The sequence below is a fragment of the Sulfuricurvum sp. genome (assembly GCF_028688295.1).
GTDB lineage: Bacteria > Campylobacterota > Campylobacteria > Campylobacterales > Sulfurimonadaceae > Sulfuricurvum.
In genome coordinates, this window is sequence record NZ_JAQTYM010000038.1 from 1 (window position 1) to 21,721 (window position 21,721).

Annotated in this window: 20 protein-coding genes; 18 read left to right on the top strand and 2 right to left on the bottom strand. The window is 42.6% G+C overall.

Annotation, left to right across the window (positions count from 1 at the left end):
- From PHR02_RS08670 to PHR02_RS08740, 15 genes are all read left to right on the top strand, one after another.
- On the top strand, nucleotides 1–763 hold a 763-nt coding region (locus PHR02_RS08670), incomplete at its 5' end, for a glycosyltransferase (protein ID WP_299991132.1).
- A gap of 96 nt (nucleotides 764–859) precedes the next feature.
- Complete coding sequence (rfbA, locus tag PHR02_RS08675; RefSeq protein WP_299991135.1) at nucleotides 860–1,747, top strand: glucose-1-phosphate thymidylyltransferase RfbA; 888 nt, start codon at nucleotides 860–862, stop codon at nucleotides 1,745–1,747.
- Complete coding sequence (rfbC, locus tag PHR02_RS08680) at nucleotides 1,747–2,319, top strand: dTDP-4-dehydrorhamnose 3,5-epimerase (protein WP_299991138.1); 573 nt, start codon at nucleotides 1,747–1,749, stop codon at nucleotides 2,317–2,319. Before rfbA ends, rfbC begins: the two co-directional genes overlap by 1 nt.
- On the top strand, nucleotides 2,312–3,187 hold the full coding sequence (gene rfbD / locus PHR02_RS08685; protein ID WP_299991141.1) for a dTDP-4-dehydrorhamnose reductase: 876 nt from the start codon (nucleotides 2,312–2,314) through the stop codon (nucleotides 3,185–3,187). Before rfbC ends, rfbD begins: the two co-directional genes overlap by 8 nt.
- Nucleotides 3,184–4,212, top strand: coding sequence for a dTDP-glucose 4,6-dehydratase (rfbB, locus tag PHR02_RS08690; protein WP_299991143.1), 1,029 nt, complete (start codon nucleotides 3,184–3,186; stop codon nucleotides 4,210–4,212). Before rfbD ends, rfbB begins: the two co-directional genes overlap by 4 nt.
- A gap of 26 nt (nucleotides 4,213–4,238) precedes the next feature.
- A complete protein-coding gene (locus tag PHR02_RS08695) occupies nucleotides 4,239–5,177 on the top strand; it encodes a glycosyltransferase family 2 protein (protein WP_299991146.1) in 939 nt (312 codons plus the stop codon).
- The gene (locus PHR02_RS08700; protein ID WP_299991148.1) at nucleotides 5,177–6,115 is read left to right on the top strand and encodes a hypothetical protein; all 939 of its coding nucleotides are present in this window, start codon (nucleotides 5,177–5,179) and stop codon (nucleotides 6,113–6,115) included. Before PHR02_RS08695 ends, PHR02_RS08700 begins: the two co-directional genes overlap by 1 nt.
- Nucleotides 6,112–7,206, top strand: coding sequence for a hypothetical protein (locus tag PHR02_RS08705; RefSeq protein ID WP_299991151.1), 1,095 nt, complete (start codon nucleotides 6,112–6,114; stop codon nucleotides 7,204–7,206). Before PHR02_RS08700 ends, PHR02_RS08705 begins: the two co-directional genes overlap by 4 nt.
- Entirely contained in the window at nucleotides 7,203–8,336 is a 1,134-nt protein-coding gene (locus tag PHR02_RS08710; RefSeq protein ID WP_299991154.1) for a hypothetical protein, read from the top strand. The genes PHR02_RS08705 and PHR02_RS08710 overlap by 4 nt, the downstream gene beginning before the upstream one ends.
- Nucleotides 8,336–9,727 carry a cytochrome P450 gene (locus PHR02_RS08715; protein ID WP_299991156.1) on the top strand — a complete coding sequence of 464 codons (1,392 nt, stop codon included), beginning with the start codon at nucleotides 8,336–8,338 and terminating at the stop codon, nucleotides 9,725–9,727. The genes PHR02_RS08710 and PHR02_RS08715 overlap by 1 nt, the downstream gene beginning before the upstream one ends.
- Nucleotides 9,724–10,083 (top strand): hypothetical protein, encoded by a 360-nt coding sequence (locus PHR02_RS08720; RefSeq protein ID WP_299991158.1) that lies wholly within the window; start codon nucleotides 9,724–9,726, stop codon nucleotides 10,081–10,083. Before PHR02_RS08715 ends, PHR02_RS08720 begins: the two co-directional genes overlap by 4 nt.
- A gap of 3 nt (nucleotides 10,084–10,086) precedes the next feature.
- Nucleotides 10,087–11,301 carry a capsular biosynthesis protein gene (locus tag PHR02_RS08725; RefSeq protein ID WP_299991161.1) on the top strand — a complete coding sequence of 405 codons (1,215 nt, stop codon included), beginning with the start codon at nucleotides 10,087–10,089 and terminating at the stop codon, nucleotides 11,299–11,301.
- 153 nt (nucleotides 11,302–11,454) lie between these two features.
- Nucleotides 11,455–12,045 (top strand): ParA family protein, encoded by a 591-nt coding sequence (locus PHR02_RS08730; RefSeq protein WP_299991164.1) that lies wholly within the window; start codon nucleotides 11,455–11,457, stop codon nucleotides 12,043–12,045.
- 15 nt (nucleotides 12,046–12,060) lie between these two features.
- A complete protein-coding gene (locus PHR02_RS08735) occupies nucleotides 12,061–12,312 on the top strand; it encodes a hypothetical protein (RefSeq protein WP_299991167.1) in 252 nt (83 codons plus the stop codon).
- Nucleotides 12,309–13,112: a hypothetical protein gene (locus PHR02_RS08740; protein ID WP_299991169.1), complete on the top strand. Its 804-nt coding sequence runs from the start codon at nucleotides 12,309–12,311 to the stop codon at nucleotides 13,110–13,112. Before PHR02_RS08735 ends, PHR02_RS08740 begins: the two co-directional genes overlap by 4 nt.
- A gap of 107 nt (nucleotides 13,113–13,219) precedes the next feature.
- On the opposite strand, the gene PHR02_RS08745 is transcribed toward PHR02_RS08740, so the two are convergent.
- Nucleotides 13,220–13,777 (bottom strand): alkylphosphonate utilization protein, encoded by a 558-nt coding sequence (locus tag PHR02_RS08745; RefSeq protein WP_299991172.1) that lies wholly within the window; start codon nucleotides 13,775–13,777, stop codon nucleotides 13,220–13,222.
- A gap of 39 nt (nucleotides 13,778–13,816) precedes the next feature.
- Nucleotides 13,817–14,602: an MBL fold metallo-hydrolase gene (locus PHR02_RS08750; RefSeq protein ID WP_299991174.1), complete on the bottom strand. Its 786-nt coding sequence runs from the start codon at nucleotides 14,600–14,602 to the stop codon at nucleotides 13,817–13,819.
- 162 nt (nucleotides 14,603–14,764) lie between these two features.
- Here PHR02_RS08750 and PHR02_RS08755 point away from each other — a divergent pair, with 162 nt between their 5' ends.
- The 3 genes from PHR02_RS08755 to PHR02_RS08765 are packed head-to-tail and all read left to right on the top strand — an operon-like array spanning nucleotide 14,765 to nucleotide 21,545.
- Nucleotides 14,765–18,136, top strand: a complete 3,372-nt coding sequence (locus tag PHR02_RS08755; RefSeq protein WP_299991177.1) for a transglutaminase family protein — start codon at nucleotides 14,765–14,767, stop codon at nucleotides 18,134–18,136.
- A 49-nt stretch (nucleotides 18,137–18,185) separates the two neighbouring features.
- A complete protein-coding gene (locus PHR02_RS08760) occupies nucleotides 18,186–20,651 on the top strand; it encodes a circularly permuted type 2 ATP-grasp protein (protein WP_299991180.1) in 2,466 nt (821 codons plus the stop codon).
- 3 nt (nucleotides 20,652–20,654) lie between these two features.
- Nucleotides 20,655–21,545 (top strand): transglutaminase family protein, encoded by an 891-nt coding sequence (locus PHR02_RS08765; protein WP_299991179.1) that lies wholly within the window; start codon nucleotides 20,655–20,657, stop codon nucleotides 21,543–21,545.
- Nucleotides 21,546–21,721: the final 176 nt, after the last annotated feature.

Here is a 21,721-nt window from a genome sequence, read left to right on the forward strand (position 1 = left end):
TCTCCATAAAACATTTTATACCTCTTTTGAAATCATTATCGCAGATAATCAAAGCGAATCAGATGAGACCATCCGATATTTTGCTGAATTGTCGGAAATGGAGAATATCCATATCGTACCATACGATAAACCATTTAATTACTCTGCAATCAATAACTATGCGGTTACGTATGCAAAGGGTGAAATTATTGTATTTTTGAATAACGATGCAGAAGTGATTTCACCTGATTGGCTAGATGAGATGGTCTCACAGGTTGCTAGAAGTGATATAGGATGTGTGGGTGCAATGCTTTATTATCCGGACAATACCATACAGCATGCAGGAGTTATCGTGGGAATGGGCGATGTCGCCGGTCATGCACATAAATACATGTTGCGAGAGAGTCAAGGATATTTTAATCGTGCTTGTGTGGTGCAGAATTTTTCGGCAGTTACAGCGGCATGTTTGGGAATCCGTAAAACGGTTTTTTATGAAGCTAAAGGGTTTGATGAAGAGAATTTAAAAGTTGCTTACAATGATGTAGATTTGTGTTTAAAAGTACAGCAATTAGGGTATCGTAATCTCTGGACACCTTATGCACAGCTATACCATCATGAATCAAAAAGCCGGGGAAAAGAGAATACAGCAGCTAAAAAAGAGCGTTCTCTCAAAGAGGTAAAGCACATCCATTCACGGTGGAATAATGTCTTAAAATATGATCGATATTATAATGAAAATTTGTCCAAAATTGCTGAGCAATTTCAATTGCGACGGATGGGATAAGCAGAGAATTTAAATTTTTTTAAAAGTCAAAAAATGGCATAATCTTATTTAACTATAATTGAAAAAAAAAAATTTAATTTTTATGGAGGGGTGCTGATGAAAGGTATCATCTTAGCCGGCGGCAGCGGAACACGGCTGTATCCGATTACCAAAGGGGTGAGCAAACAACTGGTTCCCATCTATGATAAGCCGATGGTCTATTACCCCCTTTCGGTGTTGATGCTCGCAGGGATTACCGAAGTGCTTATCATCTCTACCCCTACCGATCTGCCACGCTTTGAAGAGCTTTTAGGAGATGGAAGCGATATCGGGATGAATTTCTCTTATTGCGTTCAGCCCTCTCCTGATGGTCTTGCTCAAGCTTTTATCCTAGGAGCCGATTTCATCGGAAATGATGATGTGTGTCTTGTGTTAGGCGATAATATCTTCTACGGTCACGGTCTCACTAAAATGCTCGCTCAATCCGTTCGTAATGTTAAAGATGAAGGGAAAGCAACCGTATTCGGCTACTGGGTCAAAGACCCCGAGCGTTATGGGGTAGCAGAGTTCGATAAAGAGGGAAATGTCCTCTCTATCGAGGAAAAACCTACAAGTCCTAAAAGCTCGTATGCCGTAGTAGGATTATACTTCTATCCCAACAACGTTGTCGAGATTGCTAAAAACATCCGCCCAAGCGACCGTGGAGAGTTAGAGATCACCACCGTCAACCAAGAGTATCTCGCACAAAATGCCCTAAAAGTAGAACTCATGGGACGCGGCTATGCATGGCTTGATACAGGAACCCATGAATCACTCCTCGAAGCGAGTCTCTTTATCCAAACCATTGAGAACCGTCAAGGACTCAAAGTAGCCTGTATCGAAGAGATCGCCTATGAAATGGGATATATCACCAAAGAGAAACTTTTAGAGCTTGCTAAACCTTTGAGCAAAAACCAATATGGTCAGTATCTGATCCGCAGAGCCAATGAAGGGAAAGCGATTTAATGACGTTTACTCGTACTGCCATCCCTGATGTTATCCTCATCGATCCAAAAGTTCATGGAGATGAGAGAGGTTATTTCGTTGAAACGTTTCGGGATGATAAGCTCTCGGAGTTTTTAGGATACACCCTCAATTTTTGCCAAGACAATGAGTCTAAAAGCTCGTATGGGGTTTTACGAGGTCTGCACTATCAGCTCCCTCCTCATGCACAAACCAAACTGGTTCGAGTAATAGAGGGAGAGGTTCTCGATGTCGCTGTCGATATCCGAGAAGGCTCACCGACATTTGGACAACATGTAGCCGTACGTCTCAGTGGAGAGAACAAACGTCAACTACTCATCCCACGAGGATTTGCTCATGGATTTGTCGTCCTCAGTGAAACCTGTACCTTTGCCTACAAAGTGGATAATTACTACAGCCCTGAGTGTGATCGCGGAATCGCATTTAATGACCCCGCCATCAATATCGACTGGATCGTAGAACAGGATAAAATGCAGCTCTCGCTCAAAGATACCAAGCAACCGCTCTTAGCCGATGCCGATTTGTTCGAATATGGGGTGAATCTCTATGTTTAACGTATTAGTAACGGGGGCCAACGGTCAGCTAGGGAGTGAAATTCACTCTCTCATTACCCATACGCCACTCCCAGAGTATCACTTTCATTTCGCAACCCGAAAGGAACTCGATCTCTCTAACCTCTGCAAAATGGAAGATTTTTTCGATGGCAAAAAATTCGACGCCATTATCAATTGCGCGGCTTATACCGCTGTTGATAAAGCCGAATCGGAGAGTGAACTTGCGGATACCATTAATCACCGATTTGTCTCGATGCTTGCCAAAATCGCCAAACGGGATTCCAGCAAACTAATCCATATCTCGACTGATTACGTCTTTGATGGCAAAAATCATCGCCCATACATCGAGAGCGATCCCACTGACCCGCAGGGAGTTTACGGACGGAGTAAATGCGATGGGGAAAACGCCATCCTAAGCGTCGCGTGTGAGCATGCAATCATCATCCGTACCTCATGGGTTTATTCCTCTTCCGGAGCTAACTTCGTAAAAACAATGCTTCGTTTAGGGAAAGAGCGTGATAGCCTCGGAGTCATATTCGATCAAGTGGGAACGCCAACCTATGCACGGGATTTAGCCCAAGCGATCCTCGATATCCTTCCACAGATCAACAATACAAAACCCGAAATTTACCATTACAGCAATGAGGGAGCCGCTAGTTGGTATGACTTTGCCAAAGCGATATTTGAGCTCAGTGGAGTTGAATGTCGCGTCAATCCGATCACTACCGATCAATATCCGACTCCGGCATCACGTCCTCACTATTCTCTACTCAATAAATCAAAAATTAAAAACGATTTTAACCTCTCCATCCCTTATTGGAGAGATGCACTCAAAGAGTGCTTAACAACATTAGGAGAAACCAAATGAACACTGTTTTAGTCACCGGCTGCGCTGGATTCATCGGCAGTAACTTCGTCCCTTATTTTTTAAACAAATATCCTGATACCCGTCTTATTAATCTCGATCTTCTCACCTATGCGGGTGATATGAATAACCTTAGCGATGCACCCGTGAATGATCGTCATATCTTTGTCCAAGGGGATATTTGTAATCGTCCACTGATCGAGTCACTCTTTGAGCAATACGATATTCGCGGAGTGATCCATTTCGCCGCAGAATCTCATGTCGACAACAGCATCAAAAACCCCGGTGTATTTGTCCAAACCAATGTCAACGGTACCTTTACCCTCATCGATGTTGCTTACAAAGCATGGATGGAAAAACCGTTTGTTTATAAAGCCGGATTCGAGGGATGTCGTTTCCATCACATCAGTACCGATGAAGTGTATGGAACGCTCACTGATGATCCGAGCGATCTGTTTACCGAAGAGACTGCCTATGCTCCTAACAGCCCTTACAGTGCTTCTAAAGCAGGATCAGACATGATTGTCCGCTCATACCACCACACCTATGGGATGAATACCGTTATCACCAACTGCTCCAACAACTATGGACCAAAACAACATAACGAAAAACTAATCCCTACCGTTATCCGTAAAGCACTAAATAGTGAAAATATCCCTGTTTATGGAGATGGTAAAAATATCCGTGATTGGCTTTATGTCCTCGATCACTGCAAAGGGATCGATCTGGTTTATCATACCGGGCGCAGTGGAGAGGTGTATAACATCGGTGGACGCAATGAGCGTAACAACAATCAAATCGTGGATCGTATCTGCACTCTCCTCGATACCATGCAACCACGCCAAGATGCCAAAAGCTATAAAGAGCTTATAACCTACGTCGAAGATCGTGCGGGACATGATCGCCGCTATGCCATCGATGCGACAAAGCTTGAAACCGAACTGGGATGGAGAGCTGAAGAGACATTTGATACCGGTATTGTTAAAACGATAGAGTGGTATCTACAAAAGTATTGCAAAGAAATATGAGAAACGATCCCCTTGTCCATGTTTTGATGACAACCTACAACGGACAAGATTATGTTGAAGAACAAATTGATTCGATTTTGAACCAAACATATCGTCAATTACATTTGACTATCTCAGATGATTCTTCATCTGATAATACGCTGAATATCTTGAAAAGATATCAGGCAAAATTTACAAATATTACCATTATGACGAATCAAAAGCGTATAGGTTATGTCAAAAATTTTGAACAACTACTCAATCATATTCAGGGAGAATATTTTGCTCTTTCTGATCAAGATGACATCTGGGATCGAGATAAAATAGAGAAGATGATGAACTCGATGGTTGCGCATGAGAAATCTAATCCCAATGTACCTATTATGGTACATAGCGATTTGCGGATGATTGATAAAGACGGCAAGGAATTGAACCTTTCATATTCAAAATTTAGAAATTATCATTTCAAATCTTCAAAAGATATCGCAACTTTGGTTTCACGTGGTGGAGTCATGGGAAATACCATTTTGATGAATAATTTTTTGCGAAAACTTGTTCTCCCTTTTGATAAAAATGTAGTACATCATGATTATTGGATAGCACTTGTCAATGAATTAAAAGGTCATCGTATTTCTTTAAAAGAGGCATTAGTCTCTTATCGTATTCATGATAAAAATACGAGTAATAAAATAGATCTGTTTAATAAAAAACGGTCGAAACAAACCCATCAAGCGCTTCCTTATCGGGATAATAACCGTTATGAAATACTAAAAGGGGTAATCAAACGTTATGCTATTTCAAATGAGGACAAACGATCTATAGTGATCTTTTTACGTTATTTGCGAGCTCAAAACGGTTGGCTTCAACATTATCCAAAGATGCTGAAAGAAGGCTTTTTCAGTGGTAGTAACCATTATAAATATCTTGTACGTTTTGCCAAAGCAAGTATACGTGTTAACTATCACCGAAAAATGGATGCTCTCTGATGATCATTTCATTTTCTCGAATCCTTTATTCACTGATTCTCCCATATCAATATAGAATTGAACAAAAATATGGGAAGGTGATTTTTATCGGATGGGGCCGCAGACGTTACGGTGAAGTAGCTAGAAAAACTACCTCATTCTTGCACCTGCCATTTGTATGTATTGAAGATGGTTTTGTACGTTCGATGCAATTAGGGCAGACTTTAGATCGTTTTTCAATAGTTGTGGATGATATTGGGATTTATTATGATGCTACACGTCCCTCTAGACTTGAAATCTTACTCAACTCTTATGATTTTGCATCTGATCATCATTTAATGAAACGAGCTAGAAAAGGGATGGAAGATATAGTAAACTATTGTATTACAAAATACAATCATGTTTCAGATAAGACCGAATCTACTCTAATACGTACCCCCCAAAAAAAAGTATTGATTATTGCACAAACATTGGGTGATATGTCCTTACACTATGGCTATGGAGATCGCTTTAGTACTCAAGATATGCTTGATGCAGCAAGGAATGAAAATCCTGATTCTGAAATCTATATTAAAATACATCCGGATGTTCTTCATGGTATTAAACAATCTGATATCGATTTAGAAGTATGTAAAGGTAGCTGTACGATTATCACTCAAGACACTAATCCTATTACATTGTTAAAAGATTTTGATGTGGTTTATACCAAAACATCTCAAATGGGGTTTGAAGCACTCATGTTAGGGAAAAAGACAGTTTGTTTTGGTGCTCCTTTCTACTCAGGTTGGGGGCTTACAGATGATAGAGTGTTAATTACTAGAAGAAATCGTGTACTAAGAATTGAAGAATTATTTGCAGCGGCATATCTTCTTTACCCATTGTATTACGACCCATATACGAAACAAGTCTGCGAATTTGAAGATGTCATTCAAACGATTGTTCAGATAAAATCAGTATGAAAAATTCGATATTTCCGAAAGCTTACTTTTTTGGTTTCTCAGTCTGGAAACGAATGTGGTGTGATTATAACTCTTTTTTTGAGACTGTACCTGTATACATCAATCCTTTTTTTGGGAAGCAACATCTCGAAAAAGCGTTACAAAAAGGGTTGAACCCCCAAAGTAAAATCACTATTTGGGGTAAAAAAAGTTTTCCGCAACTGGAACAATATGCTCTGGATAATCAGATGAGTATTGATCGTGTTGAAGATGGATTCATTCGTTCTGTTGGTCTAGGATCAGATTTGACGCAGCCTTATTCACTCGTCGTTGATAAACGGGGGATATACTTTGACCCTACCTGCGAGTCGGATTTAGAAGTTATTTTACAACACCACGTTTTTTCAGAAGATGAGATAGCACGTGCGCAAAACATCCGCCACTATCTAGTGGAGAAAAAACTTTCCAAATACAATCTTTATGAGAATGTTGATTTGGATTTTCCAAAAGAGAGAGTAATCATCGTTGTACCCGGACAGGTGGAGGATGATGCATCGATCCGTTATGGTGCTTCTGGGATGAGTAATCTCGAACTGTTGCGCCAGGTCAGGGAAAATCGACCCGAGGCTTATATCATCTATAAGCCTCATCCTGATGTACTGGTGGGCAATCGAGTCGGCGAGGTTGAAAAGGGCGAAGCACTGCATTATTGCGATCGGATTGTGACTGAAGTGGGGATAGACAGCGTCCTAATACATGCGGATGAAGTACATACAATGACCTCACTCGTCGGATTTGAAGCGCTGATACGGGGGATTCATGTGGTGACGTATGGAATGCCGTTTTATGCCGGATGGGGATTGTGCGAAGATAAACAAACCTGTGAGAGACGGACGAGAAAGCTTCTCCTCGATGAATTGGTTGCGGGGACGTATCTATTGTATCCTCGTTATCTCAATCCAGAAACACTCAAACGGTGTGAAGTAGAAGAAGTTTTCGAATATGTGGATCAAAAACGTCAACAATTCAAAGACTCTTTTTGGATTAAATGTCGTAACTGGATGAGTCGTAAAATACAGATGATACTACGTGTGGTAAAAGGGTTAGCGTGAGTGTTAAGCGGCGAGTGGTCTATTATCTAAGCGGTTTTGATCCTCGTGGTGTACGCCATTATCATGCCCTTTACAAAGAGCATTTTAAAAAACAAAGTGCTATTAACGCCATAACGGGGAGTGTCTCATCTCGTAAAAAGATTCATAATCACCTCTATGAATGGGAGATAGATGCCTATGAGCGAGGGGAAGCGGTTCATACTACGTATCGTTTTTTGAGTTGGGATGATATTGTTCGTGCTGAATGGTCATCGGGACTGCTTAATTATTATAAAGATTTGATTTATTGCATTATTGCCTATGTATTTAACGGGTTAGTTTTTTCATTTGCTAAAGCTTCGCCAAAGCAGATGATGGCGGCATTTTATCCTGTTGTCTATCTCTTTGGTGCGTTGGCAGTGGCTGTGTATTGCGGGCAGATAATTCAAGATTTGATTGGAGGATGGATAGGGATACTCTCCTCCGGGATAGGAATTATTGGTGTATTACTCCTATCTGAGCGTATTGGTAATCAAATAGGAGTGTTTTGGTTGTTACGGATTTATGCATTTAGTGTCCGATGGGGTAATGGTGAAGTTCGCTCAATCGAAGAGAGAATAAATCATTTTTCGGATGAAATTGCACGTGCAATAGATGATAAAACTGTGGATGAAATTCTGCTTCTATCCCACAGTGTAGGGACAATTCTCTCGGTGAGTGTGTTGGCACGGGCGTTGGATAAAACAACTCATTGGGATAAGTTTGGGATGGTAACACTAGGGGAGTGTATTCCGCTAGTGAGTTTTCAACCAAATGCAAAAAAATATCGAGATGAATTACAAGTAATCGCCAATCATGAAAATCTCTTCTGGCTTGATTACACTGCTCCGATCGATGGAGCGTGCTTTCCTCTGCATGATTTTATGAAAAGTAGTGGTATTGATCATAATGGGATCAATTTGCGATTCGTCTCACCAAGATTTCATACACTTTTTGATAAAATAAGTTATAAAAAACTCCGTAGAGACTGGTATATGACCCATTTTCTTTATCTGATGTCGAATGATAAGTTGGGTGCGTATGATTATTTTGCCATGACAGCGGGAACACAGAGTATTCGTCAAAAATTTGATTCTATAAAGAGCCGTTAATGTCTTCTTGTCCTTTTCATCAACCTTTTTTTCCTAAACCTCTCCATAATAAAGCATCATTATTTTTTACCTTTTTTAAAAAAAGACGCTCTTGGCTCGATGGATTGTATGAACGAAGCTATAGTATGAAGATGGGACGAGTCAAAATGCCTGGACTCGATCTGCATGTTATCAATCAGCCCGATTTGGTTCATCGTGTTTTGGTCGATGAGGTCAAAGAATTTCCGAAAAATCAACTTTTGGGACATCTGCTGGAGCCGTTGCTGGGGGAGAGTATTTTTACAACCAACGGTGATCAATGGAAAAAACAGCGTGAGATGCTCAATCCCTCGTTTGAGATGACTCGAATATCACATGTATTTGGACTAATGAATGATGCGGTCAAAGAGATGAAATTGCGTCTTTTGGGTGATGGTGCAGAACATCGTCTTGATATCGATCCTGAAATGACCTATGTGACGGCTGATATTATTTTTCGGACAATTCTCTCATCCCGTTTAGACCCTCAAACAGCGATAAAAATCATTGAAGCATTTGTCACATTTCAAGAAGAGACAGCGCGTACGGCGATGCGAACAATGTTTAAAATCCCTGAATGGCTATGGTTTCTCACAGGAGAAAGTAAGCGGATTAAAGCGGGGAATGAGATACGTGATCTCCTCGCCTCTATCATTCGACCACGCTATGATGCGGCACATGCTAACAATACCGGAGAGGAAAAGGATATTTTAGCATCATTGCTTCAAGCGGTGGACGCAGATAACGGTGAGAGATTCTCTTTTGAAGAGATACTCGATCAGGTTGCTATGCTGTTTCTCGCTGGCCATGAGACCTCGGCGAGTGCTTTGACCTGGGCGATATATTTGCTTTCTCTCTATCCTGATATCCAAGAACGCGCCTACCAAGAGGTGATCGGGATAACGGGAATGGGTGAATTCGATCCGATTCAAATCAAACAGATGGAACTGGTCACTAATATTTTTAAAGAGACCCTCCGTCTTTACCCACCGGTTGGATTTTTTGCAAGAGAAAATTCAAAAGATACGGTTATGCGGGATAAGACGATTGCTAAAGGCTCATCAGTTGTCGTCTCACCGTGGCTTATACATCGACACAGTGAATTTTGGGACAACCCAAATGGGTTTAACCCTGATCGTTTTAATGATCCTCAATCGATACAAAAAGATACCTATCTTCCATTTGGCATGGGGGCGCGTATCTGTATCGGAGCATCGTTTGCAATGCAAGAGGCGGTGTTGATTCTCTCAACGATTGTGCGGGATTTTACGATCGAATTAGAAGAAGATTTTGTCCCTGATGTCGTAGGTCGCTTAACGGTACGTTCTGCAAATGGGATGAGGGTGATTTTAAAACGACGAGTTGCTGTATGAAAGAGCGATTTGCGGGATTCCTTCTTATGTGTGCGGTTGTTCCGTTGGCAATTTTAGGTTATTTGATCATCTGTTATACAGGATTTATCGGTAAGCCAGCACGTGGACGTGCCGGAGTAAGGGCACTCGATCATTTTGTTAATGCGAGTGTCTTTAATGGCTATGCATGGGAATCGGTATCATCGCATGCATGGCGTGAACGGGAGAAAAAAATATGGGCAAAGTGGGTCATTAAGATTACTGATTTTTTCCAAAAAGATCATTGCATGCGTGCCAATAAACGTGAACAACCCTTGATAGATTTGATGCTTCATAAAGGGCTTCATGAACAGACAATCGGTAAGAAAAGAGATTAGAAGATGGTTCACAGAGGATTAAGCTCTTTCCGAGATAAAAAAATTGTATTACTCCAAGGTCCTGTTGGACCATTTTTTAAAAACCTTGCAGAAGATTTGGAAGAGATCGGTGCGAACGTTCAAAAAATAAACTTTAACGGAGGCGATTGGTTCTTTTCCTCCGGAAATGCGATTAATTTTACGGGAAAATTAGAAGAGTGGAGCGGTTTCTTTAGTGATTTTATCGAACAATATGCGATTGATACGGTCATACTTTTCGGAGATTGCCGTGAATATCATCGTGTTGCTCATGCGATAGCGAGTCAACGAAATTTGGATATCGGTATTTTTGAAGAGGGGTATGTACGCCCAGATTTTATCACGTTTGAAGAGTTCGGCGTGAATGGAAACTCTCAACTTTCGCGTAATCCAAATTTCTATAAAACACTGGATGAAGATCAATTTTCTGTGGATGAAACGACGAGTGTCGGCAATACTTTTTGGTGGGCGGCAGGATACGCTATTGTGTACTATTTTTTTAGTGCCTTGTTAGCACCGTTCTTTCGTCATTATCAGCATCACCGCTCTCTTAGCCTATGGGAAACGGTCTACTGGATTCGTTCAATATGGCGAAAGCAGTGGTATCGATTATGTGAATCCGGAATGCAAAATGATTTGATTACTAACCATTCCAAAAAATATTATCTTTTACCATTACAAATATCGACAGACGCTCAAGTACGTGAACATTCTCATTTTAGTTCGGTTGAACATTTCATTGAGAAATCGATCAGTTCGTTCGCATCGTATTCGCCTAAAGATACCTTGTTAATTATTAAACATCATCCATTGGATCGAGGATATCATGATTATGCACACTTTATAAAAAGGGTGGCAGATCATCATAATGTTACACACCGTGTACACTATATTCATGACCAACATCTTCCTTCCTTATTAGACAATGCTCTTGGCGTTGTCATGATTAACTCGACGGTAGGACTTTCCGCGTTACATCATAATACTCCATTAAAAGCATGTGGGACGGCTATCTATGATTTTGAGGGGTTGACGTATCAAAATTCACTTGAGCATTTTTGGAATGATGCACAAGAGTATGAAATCGATCGTGATCTTTATCAACGTTTCAAAGGGTATGTGATTATGAATAAACAAATCAATGGGAACTTTTACAAAACACTCGAAGAATCTCGTTTAAAATGTGGTGTCCTCTGGTGACATGTCAGAGAACTTCGCACTCTTTTAGCCGCTTTTAATTTTATCAAACTACCTCCTGTTTAACTATAAGTTTATTACTGTATAAAACTTGACTTTATCTATTTAATGCAGGTAAAATACTGTAATTAACAGTTTTTAAGTATAAGGAAATAGATGAATATTACGATTGTCAATTTTAAAGGGGGAGTGGGTAAATCGATGATAGCCCATCAGCTGATCTCAGGATTCGGATTTCACGGGTGTGAGATCGATCCCTATGGTTCGCTCTCGGATAGGTTACCAGAGCGGGTGGTGAGGATCGATATTCAGCAAAAACATTTAACACAGCCGATGAATGAAACCATTTTTGATTTTGGAGGGTTTGATGATGTCAAACTCGATCAGGCGATGGAGTATTCGGATCTGATTATTATCCCTTTTATCCCAACACTGGAGACGATACAGGGGACAGTCGATACGCTGATGCGTGTATCATCGGCGAATAAACCAATCTTGATGGTGCCAAACATGAGCCAAAAAGAGAACGATATCAACGATGCGAAATTTGTTTTTGAAGAGACATTAGGATTTGAGATAGAGATGTTTGCGCTTCCGATGAGTGTGGCTCTGCAAACAGCGATCAATGAAAACCGCTCGATCATCGATCTCTCACAGCAGGGGGGTATAAAAGCCTATGCGTATAAAAAGAGCTCAAATCTGATCCGTGCTCTGCATGAGAAAATTCGAGAATACGAAAATCTATAAAAGGGGAGGGTGTTAATGGAAGAGGTAAAAGAGAACAAATTCGCCGCACGGGTAACGCAGAGAGAGCTCTCAACCCATAAAGCGATCCAAATAGCGAAACATCCGGGGGGACGCCCGAAGAAAAACGATGAGGTGAAACAAAGTGAGAAAGTTTTTCTCACCCTCACCAAAAGCGAAAAAGAGAAAATTGATGCCTATGTGGGGAAAACAGGAGAGTCGATCGCCGGAGCGATTCGCCGAGCACTAAAAGAGATGGGGATGATATGAAAATAATGAAACAATCGATAATTTTGGCGGGGGTATTGGTACTGTTTAGCGGGTGTGTTCCACAACCTGAACCAACCGTGCAAAAAGCATGTATGAGTGCATCACAGCTCAATGCCTACGGGTACGATCATCTCGAAAAAGTGGCAAAATTGCTCCGTGAAGATAAAAAGAATATCGAATCGTTCGAGGGATTTATTAGTGCTATGAAAGGGACGGTTGATAGTTACGCGCAGATGATAAAATCAAGTGTTTACATCAGTAATGTGGTACGATTTTTACCGATCCCCTATGCAGGAGAGGTCTCCAATACGGCAAAGCTGATTTCTAAAACGCTACTCAACCTCGGAGGAGCGGCAAGTGCGCTGAACAAATACAAAAGCAGTTCGGAGTATTTTCTCTCCAGTTTTGATAAATTGAACCGTTCCAATGCCAGTGCCGCAGAGATATCAAAACTTGCGGTATATGCTGATAGCAAACTGCTTAATGATGCGAAAAATCTCGAAAATTCCCTCAAAGAGATATCCGCTTCGACGGAGATGATGGCGGCAACGACGCAAAGTATCGCCGATGCTCTCGACACAACGGGAAATTATATGAATCAGGCGAAGAATTTTGTGGGGCTTTCACAACCTAGCGGAGATGATAAAAGTACCGTCGTTCAGAATCGCAACTCGATCAATGCCCGTATGACACAGCTCAATCAAAAGATCGTTACGTTAGAAAAGAGCGGAGAATCGCATCGATTTAATATCGCGAAAGCGCGGACGTATTCGGAGTTGGCAGTACAGTTGGAGAAATAATTTAAGATAGATTATTTTTCTGCCTCGTAATGAGGCAAGCTTCAGTGCCATAGCGGCTAGCGTAGCCAAAGGGATGAATTCCTTTGGCGTTCAAGTTAATGTCGTGTTTAAGCCTTTTTCATAAACGCGGCAACGAGGACGATCGTTGAACCGTTGATTTTTCCCTCGATGTAACGTGCATCATCGGTAAGACGGATATTTTTTACGATAGTTCCCCGTTTAGCGGTGAATCCTCCCCCTTTAACTTCGAGGTCTTTGATCAATGTTACGGTATCCCCTTCGGCGAGGATGGTTCCGTTGCTGTCGCGTTGAACAACCGCTCCGCCATCATCATTGCTCGCCGTACTCAACATCCCCGCTTGCGCCCATGCTTTTACATTGTCTTCAAGATATATCATGTCGAGTTGATCTTGATCGCCGAGTGCTGATAGGAGACGGTAGGCCATCACTTGTACCGCAGGTACTTGGCTCCACATACTGTCGCTCAAACAACGCCAGTGATCGGCATCGAGATTTTGAGGATTTTCGATTTGGCTTTTGCAGGTTTCACAGATATGGATCGATTGATCTGTAGATCCGTCACTTGGTGCTACTTCGAAAGCGCTTAGTCCCTCGGTTGCCCCGCATAATTCGCAAATATTTCCACTACGTTCTTCAATACTCATAATAACACCTTACTTAATTAATAATGGCATTATAGCGTATTAGGGTCGTGTGTAATTGATCCGATCACCGTCAATGAGAACTTTTCCGCCGTTACGGAGGAGATGAAGTGCATTTAGCTCTTCAATGATCGTCCCCATAAAGAGTGCTTTTAGATGCATTACGCAGAGGGTAAAATCATCTCTTTTACATTTTTGTAACTCTTCGGCGAGGAGTGATGGGGTGAGGTGTTTACTATCATAGGCCAGTTTGGCAAAGCTGGAGGGAAAGGAGACCTCGGTGATGAGGGTATGGATGTTGGGACGCTCATCCAGTAACTCCCAAATACGATCACATTTATAGGTATCGGCAGTAAACAAAAGGGCGGAAGAGTTTTGTTCGATAATGTAGCCACAACTTCCCTCGGTATGATTGGTTTTAAAAGGGGTGAGGGTGATATCGTCGATAGTGTAGGGAACTTCGAGATCCAGTTCGATAAGTTCGATCGTTTTATCGGTATGCCCGATAAGGGTGATCTCTTCAAAATTGGGCCAAACACGATGGTTAAAGATAAATCGGCGAAGATCATCGAGCGTTGCTTTTAATCCATAGATTTTGAGGGAGATGCTTTTTTGGGTGACGAAGAGATCGGCGAGAAAAGGGATATCGATGATGTGATCGAGGTGTGAATGGGTGAGGAAAATATGCTCAATCGTAAAAACCTCATCCCCGAAGGTGTTGATGAGGTTACCGGCATCGATGACACAGTGATCGCTGACACGCAGGCATGTTGTCCCCTGTGATGGGGTTCGGGTACCGCCGGTTCCTAAAAATGCAATGTTTTCCATATCTTCACCCTTGTGCAATGAGTGTAAATTATAATACAAATTATGTGAATTTACGTTTTAAAAATAAGTGGTCGTTTTATAAGCACTGAATGTTCGATAATTTGGAGCAAGTTGTGTTATCCTTACCCATAATTTAAACTCATTAACGCGCAAAGGAATCCGATGTCGCTCAAAGTAGTCCTCTCTCACAAAACCCATTACACTTTTGATAAACCGATCAATCTCTCTCCCCATGTAATCCGTCTCCGTCCCGCTCCCCATAGCCGTACTCCGATCGAAGCCTATTCGCTTAACATCAAGCCGGATGATCATTTCATCAACTGGCAGCAAGACCCGTTCGGAAACTATCTTGCACGGATTGTTTTCCCTGAGAAAACGACAGAGCTTTCAATCGATGTTGAGGTATTGGCAGAATTAGTGAGTATTAACCCTTTTGACTTTTTTGTCGAAGAGTATGCGACCAATTTTCCATTTAAATATAAAAAAGAGCTCAAAAAAGAGTTGGCTCCCTATCTGAAAGTTACTGAGCGAGGAAAACGTCTTACCGAATTTGTCAACTCTATCGATTTGACCCCACGTTCTATTAATGATTTTTTAGTAGAGTTAAACATGAAGGTTCATCAGCACCTAAACTATACCCTCAGAATGGAACCGGGAGTTCAAACGTGTGCTGTAACTCTCAAAGGTAAAACAGGTTCATGCCGCGATTTCGCATGGCTATTTGTACAGGTGCTTCGCCATTTAGGTCTTGCAGCACGATTTGTATCGGGCTATCTCGTTCAGCTCTCTGCCGATGTCAAATCTCTCGATGGTCCGAGCGGTCCGGTGGAAGATTTTACCGATTTGCATGCATGGACGGAGGTCTATATTCCGGGTGCGGGATGGATCGGTCTGGATTCGACGAGTGGATTGTTCGCAGGAGAGGGACATATTCCACTGGCGTGTACTCCAAACCCTGAGAGTGCCGCTCCGGTAGAGGGGGCGATGGACAAGTGTGAAGTAGAATTTGAATATTCCAACACGGTAACGAGGGTTTTTGAATCACCACGTGTGACCAAACCTTACCGCGCAGAGCAGTGGGAAGCGATCGATGCACTTGGATATGAGGTAGATCGTGAACTGATGGCTAATGATGTTCGTCTTACGATGGGGGGAGAGCCGACCTTCGTCTCCATCGATGATATGGAATCACCCGAGTGGAATACCGAAGCAGACGGCCCTCATAAACGAGAGTTGGCCAATGTCCTCTCTAGACGATTGTTAAAAACATTCGGCAAAGGGGGATTACTCCATCACGCGCAAGGCAAATGGTATCCGGGTGAACCGTTACCACGTTGGATGTCGACGATTATCTGGCGCAAAGATGGACAGCCTATATGGAATAACCCCGATTTGTTAGCGAGTTTGGATCAAACGTTCGATTACACCCCTGAAGATGCGCGGAAATTTTTAGCAACCTTGTGTCTCAATCTCGGGATTAGCGATAAAAATATCCATGATGCCTACAATGATCCTCTTGTGGCACTGTTGCAAGAGTCGCTTTTACCGGTAGATGTCGATCCGATGAAAGTAACGTTGAAAGACTCATTGGAGCGTCGTGCATTGGCGGAGAGTCTCTCCAGCGGGATCGATAAACCGGCCGGATTTGTCCTCCCTCTAAACTGGGGGACAACTCGCTGGATTACCTGCCGATGGGAATTTCGACGTCCTCAGCTCTTTCTCGCACCGGGTACTTCTCCGGTAGGTCTGCGTTTACCTCTGGACTCATTGACCCATAAACCGCACGTCGAGCTGGAGCAGAGTTTTGAACCCGATCTTTTCGGTGCTTTTCCCTCTTTAGGTGAATATCACAGTGCAGTAAAAGAGCGTGCGGCGAAGGTGAAAACAACCACCAAAAAAACGGCCGATTATGAAACCTTTGTCCGTACGGCGATTAGTTTGGAAATACGTGAACAAAAACTTTTTATTTTTCTCCCCCCTATTACCAATACCGAAGCCTTTTTGGATCTTGTAGCGTCGATCGAAGAGACAGCGGAAGCTTTACAAATGGCGGTGATGATCGAGGGGTACGAGCCTCCGCACGATCTACGGATAGAGCGAATGCGGGTCACTCCCGATCCTGGGGTTATCGAGGTCAACATTCATCCGACATCGAGCTGGCAGGAACTCACTAGCGTGATCGATACTCTCTATGAAGAAGCGCATCAATCACGTCTGGGGACACTGAAATTTATGCAAGACGGTAAGCAAATGGGGACAGGTGGGGGAAATCACGTCACCATTGGGGGCCTCACCCCGAGTGACAGCCCGCTCCTACGCAATCCTGATCTTTTACGTTCACTCATTACGTTTTGGCAGCACCATCCGAGTTTGTCGTACCTTTTCTCAGGGCAGTTTATCGGACCTACCTCTCAGGCACCGCGTGTGGATGAGGGACGGTTGGAAAATCTCTACGAACTGGAAATAGCGTTTAACCAAATCCCTGAGAATGAAGAGGTGCCGTTTTGGCTTACAGACCGTCTCTTTCGTCACATGCTCACCGATTTGACGGGGAATACCCATCGCAGTGAGTTTTGTATCGACAAGCTTTATTCACCGGATTCCTCGACGGGACGGTTGGGGATTTTAGAACTGCGCGGATTCGAGATGCCGCCGCACGCACAGATGTCGCTGATGCAGATGTTGCTAGTTCGTACCCTCGTAGCCCTCTTTTGGAAAAAACCGTACAAACATAAACTGGTACGTTGGGGGACACAGCTCCACGATAAATTTTTGATCGAACATTATGTCCGTGAGGATATCCGTGATATTGTTGAGTTTTTACGTTCTGAGGGGTACGGGTTTGAGACCGACTGGTTTAATCCATTTTTCGAGTTCCGTTTCCCATTGTACGGAATGAGTACCATCGAGGGGATACACTGCGAACTGCGCGGCGGGATTGAGCCGTGGAACGTGTTGGGTGAAGAGTCGAGTTCACAAGGGACTGCCCGTTATGTTGACTCCTCGCTGGAGCGGGTGCAGGTACGGGTGCGTGATTTTGTGAGTGAGCGCTACGTTCTCACCTGTAATGGGGTTCGTGTACCGCTTGTGAGTACGGGGGTAGAGGGAGAATATGTCTCAGGGGTGCGTTATCGTGCATGGCAGCCGTGGTCGGCACTCCATCCGACCATCGGAGTTGATACGCCGCTCGTGTTTGATATCGTCGATACATGGAACCGACGCTCAATGGGAGGATTCACCTATTTCATCGCCCATCCGGGAGGTCGTGCATACGATACCATCCCGATCAATACTCTCGAAGCGCAATCGCGTCGTATCAGCCGTTATTGGGGATTTGGACATACCCAAGGGGAGATGGATGAGCTACACGAACCACTCATTCGAGAACAAGAATTGATGGGAGAAGAGGGTAGATCACGTAAAGTATTAGCTCATCCGAAACAAAAAAACTTTACCTATCAAGAACTCCCTGGGTCACTAGAATATCCACATACCCTCGATTTACGTCGTAAATGGAGCCCTAATGGACAATAAGGTAAAATTAGGAATATGTTCGTGAAGAAAAGGTAATGTATTGAATTCGATGTTTGAACGCTATTTCCAAAACTCATCCTACGATGAGATGTTTGATCCGGATAAAAATGTCCGTCCCCATTGGAAAGCGTTAAAAGAGAATCTTGAGAAAATCACTCTTGAGAATCTTATTTCCAAACAAAAAGAGATCGATTGGCGGCTCGAAGACAACGGCGTTACTTACAATGTTTACAACGATCCAGAGGGGTTAAACCGCCCTTGGAAACTCGATCCTATCCCGCTCATTATTGAAGAAGAACAATGGAAAGTTGTAGAAAAAGGGCTCAAACAGCGGTGTAAACTTTTCAACCTCCTTTTGCAAGACATTTACGGTGAACAAAAAACGATCAAAGACGGCATTATTCCGATGGAAGTGATCTATGCTCACGGTGGTTTTATGCGTGAAATGCACGGGATGAAAGTCCCCTTATCCATTTACGCTGTCGACATGGCACGTGGACCTGATGGAAAAATTTGGGTTGTGAATGATCGAACTCAGGCCCCTTCAGGTTTAGGGTATGCGATTGAAAATCGTCTCACCATGAATGCAACGATGCAAGATCTTTTTGAGGGAATCTCCGTTCAGAGATTGTACGATTTTTTCGAAACATTTAAAGCTCTATTCCAGAATAATAACCGAAATTTTGATCCTCTCAATGTTCTCCTCTCTCCAGGACCTCATAATGAAACCTATTTTGAACACGCATATCTCAGCTCCTTTTTAGGGCTTACCCTCGTTCAGGGACAAGATTTATTGGCTAAGAACGGAGCGGTGTGGCTCAAAAGTCTCAAAGGACTTCGCCGTGTTGATACTATTTTACGTCGTGTGGATGAAAATTATTGTGATCCTTTGGAACTTCGTTCGGATTCACAGCTAGGGGTTGCGGGTTTAGTCCAATCGATTAGAGCCGGCGGGGTAGGGATGATAAATCCTCTAGGGAGCGGTGTGTTAGAGAATCTCGGATTGAATCCGTTTATGTCCCATTTAGCTCGCTACTTTTTAGACGAAGAACTTATCTTACCCCAAATCGCTACGTGGTGGTGCGGTCAAGCAAAAGAGCAAGAATTTGTTTTGGACAATTTAGAACGGCTCATTATTAAAACGATTGATCGTATCGGAGAAAAACATACCTATATTGGAAAACAGCTCAACAAAAAACAGCTTAAAGCGCTTCGACAAGAGATCTTGGATCAACCTCACCGCTATGTCGGTCAAGAAGAAGTAGAATTCGCAAGTTGTCCAACATTCGTAAATGAACGTATAGAACCACGAAAAGCCGTTATCAGAGCCTATACGATCGCACAAGATGATACTTACACGCTTATGCCGGGGGCGCTAGTCCGTGTCGGTATGAACAACGATTCGTTGATGGTATCGAACCAATTCGGGGGAAGCAGTAAAGATTTATGGGTTCTTGGAGAATCTCGATGCGTCCCTTTAGCACCTACGTTTAACTCCAAAACGGTCGTTGAAAATTCTCTGGAAAATATCCCGAGTTTGCGTGCTGAGAATCTTTTTTGGCTGGGACGATATCTGATGCGCTCCATTCTCACGGCGCGTATGATCCGCACCACGTTGAAATACATGACCAATGCTTCACACTACGATCATATTTCTACACGACAGACACAAGAGATGCTGACTAAAGCACTCACCCATGTCACCATGACTTATCCGGGATTTTTAGATGATGAGAATGCTCTATCCGCGTTTGATGAGATTGCATCGGTTAGCTTTAATTCAGCACGTGTGGGAAGTTTGGCGCAAATCATTACGATGCTCTCCGGTGCAAACACCTACGCCAAAAGTATTTTACCACTAGAAGCATCCCGTATTTATGAGCGACTTGAGCGTGAATGGAATCAGTTTTGCTCCGAAGAAAAACCTTACCCGAGATTTATTATCCATAACCTTGATCAGTTGCTAATGCAGCTGATGGCCTACAAAGAGTTGATCCAAGAGTCTCTTTTTGCGGATCAAGGATCGGTCTTATATGAGATCGGTGCTTACATTGAACGATCTCAACTCCTTATATCAAAGGCCAGATCATTATTAATCCCTGTTCATGACGTTGTCAGTGAGTATGAAATCTTAGAATCGCTTCTAAGTACCTGTGAGAGTCTAAACGCCTATCGCGCGCGATACAGATCTTCGTATGAGATGCGAAATGTGATTGAGTTTTTATTGCTTGATATTAATTTCCCTAAATCTTTGATAAGTGAGATCGATGGATTGATGAAACTTCTTCCTAAATTACCAAAATTTAAAAATGCTATCTATCTTAGTCGCTATGAGGAACCAATCTTTGAAGCATTTTCAATGATACGTCTTAGTAAAATCGACACTCTCTGCTCTTTGGAGGGGGATGAATTTCTACGGAGTGAACTCGATACCCTCCTCTCCCTCCTCTCAGGTCGGCTATTGTTGGCCTCTTCTGAGTTATCTAAAACCTATTTTTCCCATTATGATGAGTAGCCAATGATTTATACCATTTACCACAGCACCCGATTTATTTACCAGCACGAAGTAGGGTTTAGTCATAACCTCATTCGTCTTCAGCCCAGAGATACCGAAATACAAAAAGTACTTAATTTTGATCTTACGATTGAACCACTCGCGGCAGAGAGAGAAGCTTATAAGGATTTTTTCGGAAATCATTTACATCATCTGTTGATACGAGAACCCCACACTGTTTTGAACGTAGCCGCACAATCACGGGTTGAGATCGATTATAACGCTTTAGAGAGAGGGATAGAGAGTCGTCAGAGAGCGTTAGTACTTACGTATGCTCAAGCACAGGAGCGGATGATGTTTTTGACGCCTGAAATAATTGCAGCTAAACAATTTTTGTTAAAAAGCCCGCTATTGCCGATCGCTTCAGCAGAGATGATCCATTACGCACTGCAATCTATTAAGCCGGAACGTTCTCTATACAGTGGAATATTGGAGTTTATGGAGCGAATATTTAACGATTTTGCGTTTGTAAGCGGGTTTAGCGATCTTAGTACTCCCGTTGAGCGAGTATTTGCTGAGAGAAAAGGGGTATGTCAGGATTTTGCCCATTTTGCGCTAACGGCATTACGAGGAATAGGGTTATGTGTCCGTTATATGAGCGGTTACATTGAGACGACACCGCCGGAGGGATCAGAAAAATTATTTGGTTCCGATGCCTCTCATGCCTGGTTCTCTGTCTTTTTCCCAGGATTTGGATGGTTTGATTTTGATCCGACCAACAACATGGTTCCACATGAACAGCATATTGTATTAGGATACGGTCGTGATTATGGTGATATCTCTCCGATGCAAGGAGTAGTGAGCGGAAGCGGTTCGAGTCATTTAGGGGTAATGGTAGATGTTTCTCGGGAATAATCCCTTCGAAACCCTATATATAATGAACACTTTGATACGTTTAGAAATCTTTTTTCAAATTCCCTAAAATTTCTTCTGATTACCTCTTGACATTCTTGATTAAATCCCCTATAATTCCCGTCCACAAACACTGGGAAGCTTGAGAAAGCGACTTAGATTTGAGTTTGAGATCATTG

What these genes read in the sequence shown, in the direction of transcription:
- rfbA (WP_299991135.1), top strand. Translation starts at nt 860, where the DNA reads ATGAAAGGTATCATCTTAGCCGGCGGCAGCGGAACACGGCTGTATCCG.
- rfbC (WP_299991138.1), top strand. Translation starts at nt 1,747, where the DNA reads ATGACGTTTACTCGTACTGCCATCCCTGATGTTATCCTCATCGATCCA.
- rfbD (WP_299991141.1), top strand. Translation starts at nt 2,312, where the DNA reads ATGTTTAACGTATTAGTAACGGGGGCCAACGGTCAGCTAGGGAGTGAA.
- rfbB (WP_299991143.1), top strand. Translation starts at nt 3,184, where the DNA reads ATGAACACTGTTTTAGTCACCGGCTGCGCTGGATTCATCGGCAGTAAC.
- PHR02_RS08695 (WP_299991146.1), top strand. Translation starts at nt 4,239, where the DNA reads ATGACAACCTACAACGGACAAGATTATGTTGAAGAACAAATTGATTCG.
- PHR02_RS08700 (WP_299991148.1), top strand. Translation starts at nt 5,177, where the DNA reads ATGATCATTTCATTTTCTCGAATCCTTTATTCACTGATTCTCCCATAT.
- PHR02_RS08705 (WP_299991151.1), top strand. Translation starts at nt 6,112, where the DNA reads ATGAAAAATTCGATATTTCCGAAAGCTTACTTTTTTGGTTTCTCAGTC.
- PHR02_RS08715 (WP_299991156.1), top strand. Translation starts at nt 8,336, where the DNA reads ATGTCTTCTTGTCCTTTTCATCAACCTTTTTTTCCTAAACCTCTCCAT.
- PHR02_RS08720 (WP_299991158.1), top strand. Translation starts at nt 9,724, where the DNA reads ATGAAAGAGCGATTTGCGGGATTCCTTCTTATGTGTGCGGTTGTTCCG.
- PHR02_RS08725 (WP_299991161.1), top strand. Translation starts at nt 10,087, where the DNA reads ATGGTTCACAGAGGATTAAGCTCTTTCCGAGATAAAAAAATTGTATTA.
- PHR02_RS08730 (WP_299991164.1), top strand. Translation starts at nt 11,455, where the DNA reads ATGAATATTACGATTGTCAATTTTAAAGGGGGAGTGGGTAAATCGATG.
- PHR02_RS08735 (WP_299991167.1), top strand. Translation starts at nt 12,061, where the DNA reads ATGGAAGAGGTAAAAGAGAACAAATTCGCCGCACGGGTAACGCAGAGA.
- PHR02_RS08740 (WP_299991169.1), top strand. Translation starts at nt 12,309, where the DNA reads ATGAAAATAATGAAACAATCGATAATTTTGGCGGGGGTATTGGTACTG.
- PHR02_RS08745 (WP_299991172.1), bottom strand. Translation starts at nt 13,777, where the DNA reads ATGAGTATTGAAGAACGTAGTGGAAATATTTGCGAATTATGCGGGGCA.
- PHR02_RS08750 (WP_299991174.1), bottom strand. Translation starts at nt 14,602, where the DNA reads ATGGAAAACATTGCATTTTTAGGAACCGGCGGTACCCGAACCCCATCA.
- PHR02_RS08755 (WP_299991177.1), top strand. Translation starts at nt 14,765, where the DNA reads ATGTCGCTCAAAGTAGTCCTCTCTCACAAAACCCATTACACTTTTGAT.
- PHR02_RS08760 (WP_299991180.1), top strand. Translation starts at nt 18,186, where the DNA reads ATGTTTGAACGCTATTTCCAAAACTCATCCTACGATGAGATGTTTGAT.
- PHR02_RS08765 (WP_299991179.1), top strand. Translation starts at nt 20,655, where the DNA reads ATGATTTATACCATTTACCACAGCACCCGATTTATTTACCAGCACGAA.